A 17,012-nucleotide genomic window follows, 5' to 3' on the forward strand; every position below is an offset into this window, starting at 1 on the left:
ATTCAAATATTTTCTTAATATTATTCATTTATATAATTAATTAAAACTTTGCTTATACAATCAATAATTGTAAAAACAATATAAATTTGTTATCATTTTTACATAAAATAATATAGTTCTTAACTTATTATTTTTATTATCTAAAAATGTTTTTTTATATTTAAAGAGGTATCAAAATGAAAAAAGTTAAAATATTACAGTTAACAACTATAATATTATTTGCAATCACGGTTTTAATTACAATTACTGGTTTATACTTAATTTGATTTAGTAACTTTTATTTTAAATTCGATAATAAGGAACAATGTCATTCAAATTTTAAAGATGGATATACAATATTAAAACATTTTGGTTTAAGTTATACTATTAGCACTTCGGCAAGTTCTTTCTGTAACTTAAATCATTTTCCTGATAATTACTATCCTTGAATTCAATTACAGATTGGAGTTATCTTTTGTATAATTATCGTTCCAATTTTATTATATACAGTATTTCTATTCATAGTAATTATTTTTATTTTTAAAATAAAAGAAAAAAATAATAATTTTTGAGATGCAATCGAAAATTGTGAAATTATTAATAATTACTATGTTCATTAATTTTTATTAATATACTTTATCTTATTAATATTTTAAAAACTAAATATTTTCTAAATATTATAATATTTTTATTATAATGTTTTTTATTTTTTTAATAATTTTATTTTATTCTTTTAAAAAATAACTTCCCTTGATAATTTTGATTAGTTTTATCACTATAGTTTTTGCTTCCAATATATAAATTATTATCTGCAGGTAATAAACTTACTACCGCACCATAATCTTTATTTCAACCAAATACTTCAGTAAAAGTAATACCACCATCAGATGACTTATATAATCCACCTTTAAAAAATTTATTATCAATAACTTGAACTCTACTTCCAACATATAAATCATTATTAACAACAGCTAAACTTCAAATTTCACCATAATTTTTATTATTTCTTCAACCAATAGTTTCTGTTATTTTTTTCTCCTTTAAGAGAAAGTTTAAATAGTCTACTTTCATATAGTTGATTTCTACTTCCAATATATAAATCATTACCAAAAACTATTAAACTCCAAACTTCACCATTATTTTGATTTCATTTTTTTAATAATTCTAATATTCCATTAGGCTTAAATATTAATAAATTTCCACTATATGTACCAGTTTTAGTACCAATATACAAATCATTATCAATAACCGCTAAACTTCTAACTTCACCATATGTTTCAATTCAATCCTTAATTTCTGATACTTTTTTATTAGATTCAATCATAAATAACTTACCATAACAATCAGAAGTTCTTGTTCCAACATATACATTATTACCCATAGCTACTAAACTATAAACTTCTCCTGTTATTTCTGATATTTGTGTCAAAATATTTTGTTCAGGAGAATATCTAAAAAGTCCATTAGCAAAAGTTGCTACATAAACAGTTCCATCATTAGTAACAACTAAACTAGAAATATAACCATTAATACCATTAATTGGTGTTATTATTTTATCTTTTGTATTACTTGCATTATCTTTAATTTTATATACACCATTACTAGTTCCGACATATAAATCATTATTTATATTTAATAAAGTTGATATTGCACCATAAGATTCAGGTCAATTAAAAATATTTAATTTTTCTTGATATACCCCCTCATTTTGATTTGAACTAATATTTCAGAAATTGCTATAATACCCCCGATTAATCCACCAGCCAAAACTGCCCCACCAACCATTCCTACAATAACTTTTCTTTTTCTTTTAATTTCTTTTGCATAAATTAAAATCTTCCCTTAATTTTATTAAATTTTTTGTAAATTAATTTTACATTATTATTAAAACAAATTATTGATATTCTTATTTTACACATATATAGTGTTTATAATAAAAACACCTCTAATTTATTTAAAGAAATACAAATTTTAAAAAAAAGAAAGTTATATAAATAAAAAAGTAAATTATAAACAAAAATAATATATAAAATTCTAGTAATACTATAATAATAAAAAAATATTAGATAATAGTAATAAAAAAAGAGTCTCAGACTCTTTTTTTATTATATTAACGTTTTGAAAACTGCGGTGCTTTTCTGGCTGCTTTTAAACCATATTTTTTACGTTCTTTTTTACGTGCATCACGAGTTAATAATCCAAATTGTCTTAATAATACTCGATAATCTTCTGACACCTTAACTAAAACATTAGATAAAGCTAAACGTGCTGCACCAGCTTGACCAGTTCTTCCGCCACCTTCAACTTTGATATTAATTTCAAAGTTTTCTAACGTATTAGTTACTTTTAAAGGTAATAACATATCTTGAACTAAGATTTCTTGTTCTAAATATTTTAAAGGCTCAAAACCATTAATTAATATTTTTGATTGACCAGTATTTTTTAAATGAACACGGGCAGTTGACGTTTTACGTCCGCCTGAACTTGAATAAGTTACGGGTTTATTAGATGTTGTCATAAAAGTCTACTCCTCTTGGCCTAATATTAAAACTTCGGGGTTTTGGGCTTGATGTTGATGTTGATCATGGTTATAAACATGAAGATGTGTAAATTGCTTACGACCTAAGGTAGTATTTGGTAGCATACCTTTAATCGCTATCTCTACTAATTCAGAAGCATCTTTAGCAATCATACTTTGTGCATTACGTACACGTAATCCACCAGGATATTGTGAATGGTTATAATACTTCTTATCTTGTAATTTATTACCTGTTAATTTAATTTTGTTTGCATTAATAATAATGATATAATCTCCACAATCTAAATGTGGTGTAAATGAAGGTTTATTTTTACCACGCAATATCATTGCAACTTTAGTTGCAAGACGTCCTAAAATTAAACCACTGGCATCAATAACATATCACTTTTTTTCAATGTTACTGAAATTCATTGTTGTTTGACGCATTTTTTTCTCCTTACAGTGTAATTTTTACCGGGACTACATTGCTTAAAGCATTAATAATTATATAGAAACTTATTTAAAAAAACAAGTATTATCAAAGATTTAATAATTATTTTTACACAAAATTATGGATTACAAAATAAATAATTAAAAGTTATAACTAACTCTTATAAAAATATTTATTTTTTAAAAATATAGTATTATTTTCTAAAAAATAATTACATTAAACATTTTTTATTGTATATTAATTTTTTCACATATAAACTTAAATTAAGACTTATTTAAAAAGTATTTTAAATAAGTCTTAATTTAATTCTACAAAAATACAAATTAAAAAAGAATTACAAACTATTGAAGAATATGAAGAAAATGAAAACAATAAATGGTGGTTGGCCCTAATTACTGGACCACTTTCATACTTTTTTTCTAAATTTTAATTTGTAAAATTGGTGGTTTTAGAAATTTAGAATGTATTCTTTCATAATTATAAAACATAACATATTGATTTACATCATTTATAGCTTCATTGATTGTTAAATATTGGTTTGAACCTTTGGGTAATCATTCTTGAGATAAATGTGAGAATCAGTTTTCTGATAGAACATTACCGCCAATATCATAAGGTTGCTTTTTGCTTAAGATTATTTGTTTGTCAATAGTTCAGTTGGATATGTCTTGGCAATAAAATTCAGCAGCATTATCTGAATGTAAAATAACGCTTTTGATTTGTTTTAAAGAAAATTGTTGTGTTATTTTTTCAAGAGCAGGTTTTATTAAATCTTTATATGATTTATTAGAAGCAGTATTATAACTAACAACATTATTTGAATAAAAATCAATAATTACCAAAAGGTATAATCAGCCTTCTTTAGTATTGATTTGTTTAGTATCCATTGATCAAATTTGATTAGAAGAAGTTGTGATTTTATAATTTTTGTTGACTTTATCCATTGTAGGTATTCATTTATGTGCAGTCTTTTTATTTTTACTATTATTATTTTTAGTTTGTTTTAAACCTTGGATGTTGTGATCTTTCATAATTTTTCGCATTTGTTTTGTTGATAATTCTATATTTAAGTGAATGTTTTTTTCTTGTTTTAATCATTCTTTAAATGCTGAAAAAATTCGTAAATATCCATAAATTCTACCTTTTCTTGTAGAATGAAATTCAATTAAAAATTTGCATAATTTTTGATATTTATGGTTACAATGATCAAGGTGATTTATTTCTTTTTTAATAGGTTTTTGTTTGTTTTTTAAAAAGTAATATGTTGATCTGTTTAATTGAAGATATTGAGAAAGATGTCTAATCGAATATTGATTCTTGCAATGATCAATAATTTTAATTTTTTGATTAATATTTAATTTTCTAATAAATAATTCTATTTGTTTAATTTTATCCATTAATAAAAATCCTTTCATGTCAAAATTAGTGTTAATTATATAACACAATTGTTTTTCGAATACATTCAGGTTTTTTAAATTAATGGTCTAGTAAAAAGGGCTAAGTGCCAAGTGCCAAGTGCCCCCATCCACTATATTGCTTATCTTTAATATCATAATTATGAACTTAAATAAAAATATTATTATAAATTAAAAGTAAATATTTTTAAATAAATCTTAAGATAATAATAAAAAGCTATATAAATTCATAAATATAAGTTTAAAATAATAAGTCTATCAATTATATTTATCTAAAAAATATTAAAAGTAAATAAAAAGGGGGTTTTATTAATGAAAATATTATTAAAAACATACAAAACACAACAAGATACAATTTACAAAAATGAAAATGGAGAAGAAATAAAAACTAATATAGAAGATTTGTCAAAGATAGAAAGTAAAGAGGTTGTTCAAATTGGTTTTTATAAAAATCAACAAGGTGAAATTCAAGTGGTTAAAATGCCAAGAATAATTGAAAAAGTACCTGACAAACTACCATCAGAAATAACATCTTTGAGAGAAATGTTTTCTGGTAGCTCAAAATTCAACCAAGACATTTCAAACTGAGACACTTCAAAAGTGACAAACATGACATCAATGTTTTCTCTTACACAATCATTCAATCAAAATATTTCAAAATGAAATGTTTCAAATGTAACAACTATGCATAATATGTTTGGTGGTGCTTCAAAATTCAATCAAGATCTTTCAAAGTGAAATACTTCTAATGTAACAAATATTAGTTACATGTTTTACTATGCAAAATACTTTAATGGAAATATTTTAAACTGAAATACTTCTAAAGTAACAGATATGAGTTACATGTTTTGTAATGCTCTTGAATTTGATAAAGAGCTTTCAAAATGAAATACTTCTAAAGTAACAGACATGCGTAGTATGTTTGCTGGTGCTGAAAAATTTAATCAAGATCTTTCAAATTGAGATACTTCTAATGTAAAAGATATGAATTTTATGTTCTATGATGCAAAAAAATTTAATCAAGATATTTCAAAATGAAATGTAAAAAAAGTCATAGAATATATTGACTTTTTCTGGAATTCAGGAATAACTGATGACAAAAAAATACCAAAATTCAATAACTAACTTTTTTAAATTAAATACTAAATTTTATTATATAAATTTAAATTATTTTTTAAAAATAATAATAACTAAAATTTAATGATATTTAATTGCAAAAATGAAAAATAATATTTGACAAATAACATTACTTATCCTATAATTAACAAGCATTCACGAAAGCAGCAAATAAGTATTATTAAGTTGCAAATAGTTTACCCTCAAAGATTATTCTTTTTATTAGTAGAATTTTCTATTAATCTTAATAGTAACCAGTGCTGTTCTGGCGAATTGTAAACTATCTTAATGAGAACTTATTAAAGTCTCTTTGTGTTTGTATACATTCCAAGGAGGTTTTTATTATGTCAAGATATACTGGTCCGGTTTTTAGAAAATCAAGAAGATTAAACTTCTCAATTCTTGAATCTGGTAAAGAATTTGCAAAAGGAAAAAAGCGAACATTCGCTCCTGGACAACACGGTCAAAAAAGAATTAAACTTTCTAACTATGGATTACAATTACAAGAAAAACAAAAAATTCGTTTCACTTATGGTTTAAATGCTCGTCAAATGAAAAATTTATTTGATGAATCAAAAAAAACTCATGGTGTTACTGGTACTAACTTGTTGGTATTCTTAGAATCAAGATTAGATAATATTGTTTTTCGTTTAGGTTTATCTTTAACAAGAAAAGGTGCTCGTCAATTAGTAAATCATGGTCATGTTTTAGTTAATGGTAAAAAAGTTAATATTCCTTCATATCGTGTTAAAATAGGAGATAAAATTACTATTACTGAAAAAGCACAAAAAAATGCAAAAATTATTGAAGCATTAAGCGCTAATGCTTCAACATTACCATTTATTGAATTCAATAAAAAAACATTTATTGGTACATATGTACGTCATCCACTACGTGACGAATTAAATACTGATATTAATGAAGCATTAGTTGTTGAATTATATGGACGTGCTTAAAATTAATAATTAATTTAAAATCTGTTATCAATTGATAACAGATTTATTTTTTTAGATGGTAAATATCAATAAAAGCATTTATCATTTTTTTTATTTTTTCAAAAATAAAATATAAATTAATTATCTATTAATTAATTTTCTTAAAACAAAAGTAACAATTAATTTTCTACAACCACTATGTTAATTAAATTAAATTAAATTAAATGATATAATGTTAATTATAGATGAGTAAAGGAAGAATAAAAATGATTAAAAATGAAATTTCTGAAAAAATAGTTAGTATTACTTTTGTGATAGCTGTTATGATAACAGCTATTGGCTGATTAGGAATTAGTAAAAACAAAAAGAAATATTTAATTTTATGAATAGCTATAATTCCTTTAATTTTTAGTAGCATATTTTCATTTTTTACTAAAAATTATTATGACAATATTTTACTAATATCAGTATTAACGATATCTTATTTAATTTATATAGGTTTTTTAATCATTAATACTTATCGATTTATTAAGACAAAAGACAAAAAAGAAAGTAATAATAAACAAGTAGAAAATACTATTGATTTAATAAAAAATAAAATATTGTAAAAGTTACCCCAAAGGGTAACTTTTACATGTTCTCTATAAATAATGATCTTAATATAAGTTCATACTATATAACATTATGAAAACTATTTGAACCATTACTATTATTAATAGTATGTTCTTGATTTGCTGCATCAATAAAATTTTGTTGTCTTGTTAATGGACCATTTTCTAAAATTTGATTAATTCTTGTTTGTAAGAACCTGTTTAGGATCTTTTTAATAAAATTGAAATAAAGGAAAGAACAACCATTTGTAAACTAGTATTTAATTTTCTTTCACAATTTTTTCATAATCTTCTGCATTTTTCTAATCATGCAAAACTTCGTTCTACAACTCATCTTTTTGGCAATAATACAAAAGAATGTAATTCATTACGTTTGATAACTTCAACATTTGCATTTATGATTGTTTTGATTTTAAAAGCAAATTTTTCACCAGTATAACCAGCATCTACTAGTATTTTTTGAACTTTAGATAAATTTTCTTTTTCATTTTCAATCATTATTATAGCACTGTTACGATCTGTTTTTTCTGCTGTGGTTATGTAAATTGCATGTGGTAAGCCTTGAGAATCAACAGCAATATGACGCTTTATTCCTGAAATTTTTTTACCAGCATCATAACCTTTATTTTTAGCAGTATCTGTGTTCTTAAGAACCTGTTTGGAATCTTTTATAAAATAACGTAAAATGACTATATATTTTAAGATAAGGGGTATATATGCATAAAAATTATCCAAGTCATGTTACTAAAGAACAATTTGAGAACATAAGATCAATTTTAGAAAATAGCAAAAAGAAAACAAAACCAAGAAATTTAGATTTATATGAAGTATTTTGTGCAGTTTTATATGTATTAAAAAGTGGATGTCAATGAAGAATGTTACCAAAAAATTTTCCAAAATGACAAACTGTATATTATTATTTTCAAATTTGAAGTAAAAATAGTGATAAAGAACCTAGCACTTGACAAGTAATTTTAAAAAAAATTAGTTAGAAAAGTTCGTATCAATAATGGTAGAAAAGAACAAACTAGTTTTTGTATAATTGATTCACAAAGTGTTAAGAACACAGATACTGCTAAAAATAAAGGTTATGATGCTGGTAAAAAAATTTCAGGAATAAAGCGTCATATTGCTGTTGATTCTCAAGGCTTACCACATGCAATTTACATAACCACAGCAGAAAAAACAGATCGTAACAGTGCTATAATAATGATTGAAAATGAAAAAGAAAATCTTTCTGCAGTTCAAAAAATAATAGTAGATGCTGGTTATACTGGTGAAAAATTTGCTTCTGAAATCAAAACAATCATAAATGCAAATGTTGAAGTTATCAAACGTAATGAATTACATTCTTTTGTATTATTGCCAAAAAGATGAGTTGTAGAACGAAGTTTTGCATGATTAGAAAAATGCAGAAGATTATGAAAAAATTGTGAAAGAAAATTAAATACTAGCTTACAAATGGTTGTTCTTTCCTTTATTTCAATTTTATTAAAAAGATCCTAAACAGGTTCTAACACTTTGTGAATCAATTATACAAAAACTAGTTTGTTCTTTTCTACCATTATTGATACGAACTTTTCTAACTAATTTTTTTTAAAATTACTTGTCAAGTGCTAGGTTCTTTATCACTATTTTTACTTCAAATTTGAAAATAATAATATACAGTTTGTCATTTTGGAAAATTTTTTGGTAGCATTCTTCATTGACATCCACTTTTTAATACATATAAAACTGCACAAAATACTTCATATAAATCTAAATTTCTTGGTTTTGTTTTCTTTTTGCTATTTTCTAAAATTGATCTTATGTTCTCAAATTGTTCTTTAGTAACATGACTTGGATAATTTTTATGCATATATACCCCTTATCTTAAAATATATAGTCATTTTACGTTATTTTATAAAAGATTCCAAACAGGTTCTAAGTCAGGATTATTAGGTTCTTTATATTTATTAGCATTCTTTCATCTTGAATTTGGTGCTTCAATTTCTTCTTTTCTAGTAACTAATTCTTTATATATTTCTTCTAATTTTTTAAACTTTTCTAATTCATCAACATTATTAAGAGCATTTACTATTTCTTTTAATAGTTGGATATTAATTCGATGTTGAAGTGACATATAAAAAGGATTATAAGAAACAGAATATCCTGCTTTACTTTCTGCATTATAAATTTTCTCTTCAACGTCTATATAGTCATTAATATTATTAATTAATTTACCTATATTTATTCTGAAACTGTCAATCATATTTTTCTTATATTCTTTAGGTGTGTTTTCTAATGTTTTTCTTAATAAATCATCTAACATATTCTTTATCTTCCTTTGCTTATTAAAATTAACTTAATAAAAATCCTAATATAGAAAATATCTATACTAGGAAAGAACATTTATTAAATTACTAGGTAATAATATCATATTTTTTTTAAAACACAAAGAAAAATTACTACTCCAGTTATAAGTAAAAATTAAATGCCTCAACTATTTTTTTATTTTTATTAAAACGGATTATAAATATTTTTTAAATTTTGAATAATATGTTCTCTTACTATTACATCTTTAATTGAATTAGTAAAAGCAGAAATTTTAGGCTTTAAAAGATTATAACGACCCATATTTTTTGGAAGTGTAGTATCTATTCTTGGCATATCTTTTAAATTATTATCAAATACTTGTACTACTTCCGAATATAAATTAAGTATATTAGCATAAGCATTAAAAACTAATACCATATAATTAACATCTAAAAAATTATCAACTCCGTGTTGTTGCAAGAGTTCTATAATTATTTTTTTATTAGCATTGATATCACCTGTTGATTCCATTTCTTTTAGAGCATTAGCAATTTTATCAGTTTCATCTACTCTTAATATACCTATCATTTTTAACTTTTCAACAGTACTGTAACATTCCTCATAAGTTGTATTATTTTTTAATTCATTTATACTCTGTTTTAATGTTTCACTATTTTGATATAAATCAATAACGGTGTTAATGTCTGTTACATTAACATTTAAAAAAGGAAGATTATTATCAATACTGCTAAATATTTTATGAGTAACAGAAGTTGTTGGTATTTCATTTTTAATAACACCATAACTTAATATTTTATTACCGAAAACACTAGTACCCATCATAATTATTATGATACTACCTAAAATACTCATTCTAATAAAATTAATTAAAATTCCCGCTGTAGCATTTATTGCTTTGTGTTCAATTTTATTTTTATTAAAAAGTACAAAATATAAAATAATATAGATTATTCAAAATAAAATATTAATACCAATAATTCAAACAATAGCATATATCAAAAATCCAATATTATCAGTTAATAAATTCTTAAATGAAGCAAAACTACCGCTAAGGTCACTAAACCATGGTGATACCATATTTTTAAAAGAATTTATTAACATTGGTTTAAATGCCAACATTAAACCAATACTAAGTAAATTACCAGCGCTAATAAATGTTAATGCTCTTCCCCCAATAAAAAAACCAGTAACAATACCAAAAATAATAATAGCAAAAATAATAATATCCCATAATAATGGAGAAACATTAATAAATATCATATTTAAATACCCTTCCTTATTTATGAACAACTATAAAATAATGACGCTTACCTTTTTTAATAACTGTTACTTGATTATTAATTGCATTTTTTTTACTAATAAGAAAATTTATATTGGTAATTTTTTCACCATTAACAACAATTGAACCTTGCATAATTAGTTCTCTTGCTATTCTTTTTGAATTACAAATTTGATTATTAACTAAAAAATCAATTATTTGTTCATTATGATTAAGATTAAAATGTGGTACATCTTTTAAAACCTGTAAAATCTCAGATGATTTCATTTGATGAATCCGGTCGTGGAAAAAAGCATTAGTAATATTAATAGCACTAAAATATCCATTTAATTTATGAATAAATACTGTTAATAAAGCTGCTAAAATCTTTTGTCCATAATGTTGCTTAACATCACTGTTATGAATTACTAAAATTTTTGCTATTTGTTCTTCACTAAATAAAGTTAAAGAATTAAAAAAAGTAGGCAAATCTTTATCTTCTTGATTAAATAAAAATTGATATAACTCATAAGGTGAAGTTTTTTCACTATTTAAAAATATAGCACCTTTTTCGCTTTTACCAAATTTTTCACCATTAGATTTAGTTAATAAATTAATAGTAATACCAGCAGCATAATGTTCATCACCTTTTTGTTTTCTAATTAAATCTAAACCGGAAGTAATATTTCCTCATTGATCACTACCACCAGATTGAATATAACATTGCTCTTTTTCATATAAATGATAAAAATCATACGCTTGTAATACCATATAAGAAAATTCAGTATAAGAAATTCCAGAATTTAAACGATTAGCAATCATTTCTTTGCCTAACATTTGATTAACATTAAAATGCTTACCAATATCACGCAAAAAAGTTGTAATTGTTAGTGGACCTAATCATGTTTGATTATTAATAATTTTAATTGGCTTAATTTTATTGTTTAATGTTCCCAATGGTAATTTTAAAAATGTAATTCAAGTTTCTACATAACTATCACAATAATTTAACAATTGTTTAAAGGAAAGATTATTTAAATCACTTTTCATAGTAATTCACTTTTGATCAAAATTACAAATTTCATATAAAGTTTTTAGTAATGATGCTGATAATCCTAATTCTTCTCAAGGTAAGGGCAATGTTTTTAAAATACTACTTAAAGTTTGTTGATATTGATTATTTGGATTAATACTTTTAATAATCATCTCTAATGTTTCATATTCTTTATCATTTAATAAATTACATGTTTTAATTAATTCTAATGATGTTAAATTATCAATATTTTCATAACTTAATAATGTCACTAACTGCTCTTTTATTTTTCTAACATTAGTTTGTAACACATTTTCATCTAATAAATTACGTTCTTTATTTTTACCACTTGGATCACCAATCATTGCTGTTGTACCACCAATAACAGCAATTGGTTGAAAACCAAATATAGCAAAACGATGCAATAAAATAATTTGTAGTAAATTACCTAAATGTAATGAATCATTACTTGGATCAAAACCACAATATATTCCTTTTCCTAATTTTCCTGCATTAATTACTTTATCTATGCTACTAATATCTTTTAAGATATTACGTCATTTTAATTCGTCAATAATATTGGATTTTATTATATTATTCATAGCATCTCCTATTTATTTTCATCTAAAATATCATCAACTAACAAATCAATAGTTGTAATAACTGTATCGTTATTATTACTTGCATTATTGTAATTAATAGATGTAGTTTCTTTAAATATTTTATCGCGAAATTCTAGATAGCGCGATGGTAAACTATCATATATTTGTTGTTGTTCTCTATTTTTTTTAATTTGTGCAATTCTAGTATTATCAAGATTACTAGAATTATTATACGCTACTTCTTTTTCACGAAAAATATTTTCTTTAGTTTTTTTATCAACATATTGCTCAATAGCGCTAGAACTACTATCGGCTTTTTTAATATTAATTGGAATCGTAGTTATTTTTTGATGATTAAGACCAAATATAGGTGAAATAATACTACTTAATTGATAAGGCTCTTTTTTAGCATTATCAACATTAGTAGTAACATTTTCAATTTCAACTTCTGTATTTTCTATTGTCATAATAACTCCTTAATGATAATCAATAATTAAATTATAACATTTTAATGATTAATTATTCCTAATATAAGGTGAATAATTTTCATAATCTTCATTAAGATAAAAAATTACTAGTGAATATCAATTAATTTTATAAAAAGTACTAATACTTTTCTCAAATTTATTTTTAATAAAAAATAAAATAATAAAAAAGTAGTACTTATTTATAAAGTACTACTAAAAGTGTATGAAATTGATTTTATTCAACACTAAATGTGTCATATAAATTTGAAGTATCAATATTATCAAACCCTACAGCAAAAAACTCACTAATAGATGAATCCAACCCATTAATTATTTTTAAGATTGCAACTAAAGATACGTTTCTTGTTCCTCTTTCAGCATCAGAAATATAATTACGATGTAGGCCGCTTGCTTCTCCAAGTTTCTCTTGTGAAAATTTTCTACCTTTTTGATTACGTAAAGTTTTCATTCGTTTTCCAAAAGCATTCAATAAATCTTGACGACCTTTGCTTAAAATTTCTTTCTTTTTCATTGTATGGCCTCCTCTTATACTTTTTATTATTAACTTACAATGTTTCTTGATACTTTTTCTTAATTTCGCGAATTAAATGATTAACCCCAGACTTAGTAATGACAAAACCAGTTTCTTGATAGTAAAGTTCACCCAATTCTAAAAGTGATGCTTCAGGATTTTTTAATCTTAAATTTGAAATAATTTGAGCTTTTAATGACAACGCTTTGAAAAGTTTTTTATCCTTTAAAACAGAAATCATTATAACTTGCTGGTCTCCAGCATTTAAAATTTTTTGTTGATTAGAAATATCAATATTATTAAAACGATTAATATTATTAAATAATTCTCGTGAAATGCGTTTATCTTCAAAAGCGAAAACTGCTTGTGGACAATCAATTATTTTTAAAAAGTCAGAAATTACATTAGATTTTTTTAGATAAAGCACCGTTTTATTACGACGTTTTATTGTTTTAAAGTTTAATTTAAAAATTTGTAATAAAATATTTTTAATTTTTTTAGCCAACATATCATTATGAAATTGTAATTCCAAATGGTAGTTAGGTGTTGAAGGAGAATTGATACTGCCAACTACAAGGAAGATTCCTGCGATATACGCTCTTATACAATGCTCTTTTATTATATGCTGGTGCATAGCTTCTTTCTCAATAAAAAGATATTTATCTTGAAGCATTAAATCATTAATAATAAAATCAATTTTATTATTAATACGAATATTATACACCTTTGGACGCTCAAATTTATTTAAAACATCCACCATAACTATCAATTTTACGTCTTTATATTGATTTTTTAAAAATTTATACATTAACCTAGTGGTTTTGTTATGAAAACTATGAATAATAATCTCATTATTTATTTTATCTGAATTTGTAATCTTACCATTAATAAGCGAATATGCTGATAGCAAAGATTTCTGACAACAATTTTTAAAACTTTTTTGACAGATTTCATCTTTTACACTTGTTGTAAATGATATCATTACTATCACCTCAATTGTACACTTTATTCATTAAAATTATCAATAAAATTTATTAAATATTGTGCTGCAATCGCTCCATCGTTAACAGCAGTTACTATTTGTCTTAAATTTTTAGCAATTACATCACCAGCTGCATATAATCCTGGGATTTTAGTTTGACACTTATCATTAACTATAATATAACCATTGCTATCACAAATATCTAAATCTTTAACAAATTTTGTAACAGGATCAGAACCAATATAAGGAAATAAGGCATCAGTAGTAATTTCACTAATTTCCTTAGTTTTAATATTTTGAATTTCTAATTTACCTACTTTTTTCTTATCCTCAGTACCTAATACTTTTAATACAACATGATCAGTTATTAAATTAATATTTTCATTATTTTTAACTTTATTAACAGTTTTATCATCAGCACGAAATTGATCACGACGATGAATAAGATTAACTTTATTAGTAAATCTTGTTAAATATAAAGATTCTTCACAAGCAGCATAACCACCGCCAACTACACTAATAATTTTATTCTTAAATAAAGCACCATCACAAACAGCACAATAAGAAACACCACGATTAGCATATTCTTCTTCACCAGGAACACCAATTTTACGTTCTAATGAACCAGTAGCTATAATTACTCCTTTAGCAATAAGAACATCACCACTACTTAAAAGGACTGTTTTAATTTTATGATTTTCACTATCTGTAATTTTAATAACCTCATCAGTAACAAATTCAACTTGTAGTTTCTCAACTTGCTTTTGCATTTTTTCTGATAATTCAGGCCCTAAAATATAATCATAACCTGGATAATTTTCAATTTCAGAAGTTTTAATCATTTTTCCACCAACAATATATTTTTCAATAATCACAGTTTTAAGATTTGCTCTTTGTGCATAAATAGCAGCTGTCATTCCTGCTGGACCACCACCAATAACTACTAAATCATAATCATATTTATTTTCTTTATTAGTATGATTTTTCATATAATCATTCTCCTTTACGAAATCTTGATGGTGCAATAATTTGTGCAAATATTACTAAAATAACACCTAAAATAATTCACATTCCAGAAACTATCATTGAAGTTGAAACATTGGCTATTTTCATAATGTCTCTATTATCACGAAGTGGTTCTAAAATCATTCTAATAATACCATAAAAGACAAAGTATAAACTACCTGATACTCCTGCATACGTTACTCGATAATTATTAGGATTATACATAGTATTTAAAGATTTAGAATGTGGTTGCATATTATATTTAATCTTTAAATATCATTTTTTTATCTTTGATTTAACTTTTGAATGTGTTTTAACATCTTTTCAAGGTATTTTTTCAAAACTTTTAACACTATTCTTATTGGGTGTAAAATCAAAATATGCTTGTTTTCAACTTTCATATTTAAATTTACGATATCCATGAATTTTTTTAATAACCGTTCAAGGTTTTAAAAAATCTTTTCCAACAATTGGATTAGTCTTTAAAGGCGAAATAAATTGCGAAGAATCTAATTTTCATGGTTTTTTACTAAATATTTGTCCTGTTTTTGGTACAAAAAACGTTAAAAAGAATCAACCAAATAATGAAGATAATGACTCATATAAAAATAAAGGTTGACGATAAACAGCAACAGGATCTGGTTTATCGCTATTAAAACCATAATGTAAATGATTATTTATTCATGTTGGTAATCAACTGAAAGGATGACCAACATCAGTTCCTAGTAATTCTTGATTAAAAAAATTACCTCATCTACCAATTGCTTGACCTAATAAAATATTTGGAACAATACAATCAATAAAAACTCACATTGAAATTTGTAACTGTTTTGAAGTACGATAAAAAATAAAGAACCCCACTATCATTCCAACTGTAACGCCTCCTTCAATTGCCATACCGCCTCTTCAAACGGCAACTACATCAAGTGCATTTTCAATTGTGCTAGTATTATTAAGAACATATCATGCTCTTGCTCCTATTAATCCTGCTAATGCAATAACTAATGTTCCTCATTCTAAAGTTTTAGTTGGAATATTACGACGATATAATTTTATTCATGAAGCAATGACAGCAGTTAAAAAACCTATTGCCATTAATACTGAATAAATATGAATTCCCGTTCCCGGAATATCGGTAATTAAACTATTGTATCCATCATCATTAATCATATTTTTTCCTTTTTGATAATTTAATAATTAAATTATTTCTTTTTTGTTAAATTTCTAATTATTTGTTTTTGAAAACTAGCAGTAGCGTCTTGACCTTCATCTTTTAACTTTAAACTAATAACTGCTGCTTCAATTAAATCAGCTAAATTTCTTCCTGGACTAACAGGAATAATTATTTTAGGCACTTTAATTTCAAAAAAAACATCAAAGTTATTATGATCACCAAGTCGATCAACTTTAGTTCAACCATCATTTTCAATTCTAATTAAATTAATAATTAAATTTACTTGACTCTCATGCATTATAACATGATATCCATACATTTTGGTAATATCTAGGATACCTATTCCTCTAATTTCAATTAAATTTTTAATAATCGGATTAACTTTTCCTACAATTTTATTATTGACTTTTAAAATATCAATACTATCATCACCAACAAATAAGTGCCCATTACGTAATAAATCTAATGTTGTTTCTGATTTACCAATACCACTTTCACCTGTAATTAGGACACCATAACCAAAAATATTTACTAGAGTACCATGTAAACGTTTAGATTCAGATAAACGTTCAACAATATACGTAGAAACTGTTGCTGCAAATTCAGAAGTAAAAAATA

The 17,012-nt window shown here is 24.1% G+C and carries 18 protein-coding genes and 3 pseudogenes; 5 read left to right on the forward strand and 16 right to left on the reverse strand.

Going from position 1 to position 17,012, the window contains the following annotated elements; genetic code table 4:
* Positions 1–176 precede the first annotated feature (176 nt).
* Positions 177–599 (forward strand): hypothetical protein, encoded by a 423-nt coding sequence (locus M0D11_RS02715; RefSeq protein ID WP_252319867.1) that lies wholly within the window; start codon positions 177–179, stop codon positions 597–599.
* 100 nt (positions 600–699) lie between these two features.
* Here M0D11_RS02715 and M0D11_RS02720 read toward each other — a convergent pair whose 3' ends face one another.
* The 5 genes from M0D11_RS02720 to M0D11_RS02740 all read right to left on the reverse strand — a co-directional run bounded on the left by M0D11_RS02720 (position 700) and on the right by M0D11_RS02740 (position 4,363).
* A complete protein-coding gene (locus M0D11_RS02720) occupies positions 700–1,050 on the reverse strand; it encodes a beta propeller repeat protein (protein WP_252319869.1) in 351 nt (116 codons plus the stop codon).
* The gene (locus M0D11_RS02725; RefSeq protein ID WP_252319871.1) at positions 980–1,408 is read right to left on the reverse strand and encodes a hypothetical protein; all 429 of its coding nucleotides are present in this window, start codon (positions 1,406–1,408) and stop codon (positions 980–982) included. The genes M0D11_RS02720 and M0D11_RS02725 overlap by 71 nt, the downstream gene beginning before the upstream one ends.
* Before the next feature lie 681 nt (positions 1,409–2,089).
* Positions 2,090–2,497, reverse strand: coding sequence for a 30S ribosomal protein S9 (gene rpsI / locus M0D11_RS02730; RefSeq protein ID WP_252319874.1), 408 nt, complete (start codon positions 2,495–2,497; stop codon positions 2,090–2,092).
* 6 nt (positions 2,498–2,503) lie between these two features.
* On the reverse strand, positions 2,504–2,944 hold the full coding sequence (gene rplM / locus M0D11_RS02735) for a 50S ribosomal protein L13 (RefSeq protein WP_252319876.1): 441 nt from the start codon (positions 2,942–2,944) through the stop codon (positions 2,504–2,506).
* Between the two features lie 423 nt (positions 2,945–3,367).
* Entirely contained in the window at positions 3,368–4,363 is a 996-nt protein-coding gene (locus M0D11_RS02740; RefSeq protein ID WP_252319878.1) for an IS3 family transposase, read from the reverse strand.
* 312 nt (positions 4,364–4,675) lie between these two features.
* Here M0D11_RS02740 and M0D11_RS02745 point away from each other — a divergent pair, with 312 nt between their 5' ends.
* The 3 genes from M0D11_RS02745 to M0D11_RS02755 all read left to right on the forward strand — a co-directional run bounded on the left by M0D11_RS02745 (position 4,676) and on the right by M0D11_RS02755 (position 7,022).
* Positions 4,676–5,488: a BspA family leucine-rich repeat surface protein gene (locus M0D11_RS02745; protein WP_252319880.1), complete on the forward strand. Its 813-nt coding sequence runs from the start codon at positions 4,676–4,678 to the stop codon at positions 5,486–5,488.
* Between the two features lie 335 nt (positions 5,489–5,823).
* The gene (gene rpsD / locus M0D11_RS02750) at positions 5,824–6,435 is read left to right on the forward strand and encodes a 30S ribosomal protein S4 (protein ID WP_252319882.1); all 612 of its coding nucleotides are present in this window, start codon (positions 5,824–5,826) and stop codon (positions 6,433–6,435) included.
* Positions 6,436–6,680: 245 nt separating this feature from the next.
* The gene (locus M0D11_RS02755) at positions 6,681–7,022 is read left to right on the forward strand and encodes a hypothetical protein (RefSeq protein ID WP_252319884.1); all 342 of its coding nucleotides are present in this window, start codon (positions 6,681–6,683) and stop codon (positions 7,020–7,022) included.
* A gap of 204 nt (positions 7,023–7,226) precedes the next feature.
* Here M0D11_RS02755 and M0D11_RS02760 read toward each other — a convergent pair.
* Positions 7,227–7,682 (reverse strand): annotated as a pseudogene (locus tag M0D11_RS02760) (IS5 family transposase); the annotation flags it as partial.
* Positions 7,683–7,741: 59 nt separating this feature from the next.
* On the opposite strand from M0D11_RS02760, the gene M0D11_RS02765 reads away from it, so the two are divergent.
* A protein-coding gene (locus tag M0D11_RS02765) for an IS5 family transposase (protein WP_368862534.1) occupies positions 7,742–8,531 on the forward strand; the annotation gives its coding sequence in 2 pieces (ribosomal slippage) (positions 7,742–8,010 and positions 8,009–8,531; 792 coding nt in all).
* A 129-nt stretch (positions 8,532–8,660) separates the two neighbouring features.
* On the opposite strand, the pseudogene M0D11_RS02770 reads toward M0D11_RS02765, so the two are convergent.
* The 10 genes and pseudogenes from M0D11_RS02770 to M0D11_RS02815 all read right to left on the reverse strand — a co-directional run.
* Positions 8,661–8,883 (reverse strand): annotated as a pseudogene (locus M0D11_RS02770) (transposase); the annotation flags it as partial.
* A gap of 42 nt (positions 8,884–8,925) precedes the next feature.
* The gene (locus tag M0D11_RS02775; RefSeq protein ID WP_252319888.1) at positions 8,926–9,336 is read right to left on the reverse strand and encodes a glutathione S-transferase family protein; all 411 of its coding nucleotides are present in this window, start codon (positions 9,334–9,336) and stop codon (positions 8,926–8,928) included.
* A gap of 188 nt (positions 9,337–9,524) precedes the next feature.
* Positions 9,525–10,601, reverse strand: coding sequence for a hypothetical protein (locus tag M0D11_RS02780; protein WP_252319890.1), 1,077 nt, complete (start codon positions 10,599–10,601; stop codon positions 9,525–9,527).
* Between the two features lie 16 nt (positions 10,602–10,617).
* The gene (gene tyrS, locus M0D11_RS07180) at positions 10,618–12,234 is read right to left on the reverse strand and encodes a tyrosine--tRNA ligase (RefSeq protein WP_252319892.1); all 1,617 of its coding nucleotides are present in this window, start codon (positions 12,232–12,234) and stop codon (positions 10,618–10,620) included.
* A gap of 8 nt (positions 12,235–12,242) precedes the next feature.
* Positions 12,243–12,701: a hypothetical protein gene (locus tag M0D11_RS02790; protein ID WP_252319894.1), complete on the reverse strand. Its 459-nt coding sequence runs from the start codon at positions 12,699–12,701 to the stop codon at positions 12,243–12,245.
* A 235-nt stretch (positions 12,702–12,936) separates the two neighbouring features.
* A complete protein-coding gene (locus M0D11_RS02795) occupies positions 12,937–13,233 on the reverse strand; it encodes a helix-turn-helix domain-containing protein (protein WP_252319896.1) in 297 nt (98 codons plus the stop codon).
* Positions 13,234–13,267: 34 nt separating this feature from the next.
* Positions 13,268–14,215: a DNA-binding protein WhiA gene (whiA, locus tag M0D11_RS02800; RefSeq protein WP_252319898.1), complete on the reverse strand. Its 948-nt coding sequence runs from the start codon at positions 14,213–14,215 to the stop codon at positions 13,268–13,270.
* A 23-nt stretch (positions 14,216–14,238) separates the two neighbouring features.
* Complete coding sequence (trxB, locus tag M0D11_RS02805) at positions 14,239–15,204, reverse strand: thioredoxin-disulfide reductase (protein WP_252319900.1); 966 nt, start codon at positions 15,202–15,204, stop codon at positions 14,239–14,241.
* Entirely contained in the window at positions 15,188–16,390 is a 1,203-nt protein-coding gene (locus tag M0D11_RS02810) for a prolipoprotein diacylglyceryl transferase (protein WP_252319902.1), read from the reverse strand. The genes trxB and M0D11_RS02810 overlap by 17 nt, the downstream gene beginning before the upstream one ends.
* Positions 16,391–16,422: 32 nt before the next feature.
* A pseudogene (locus tag M0D11_RS02815) lies at positions 16,423–17,012 on the reverse strand (HPr(Ser) kinase/phosphatase); the annotation flags it as partial.

The organism is Spiroplasma endosymbiont of Lariophagus distinguendus, assembly GCF_023846195.1.
GTDB lineage: Bacteria > Bacillota_I > Bacilli_A > Mycoplasmatales > VBWQ01 > Spiroplasma_E.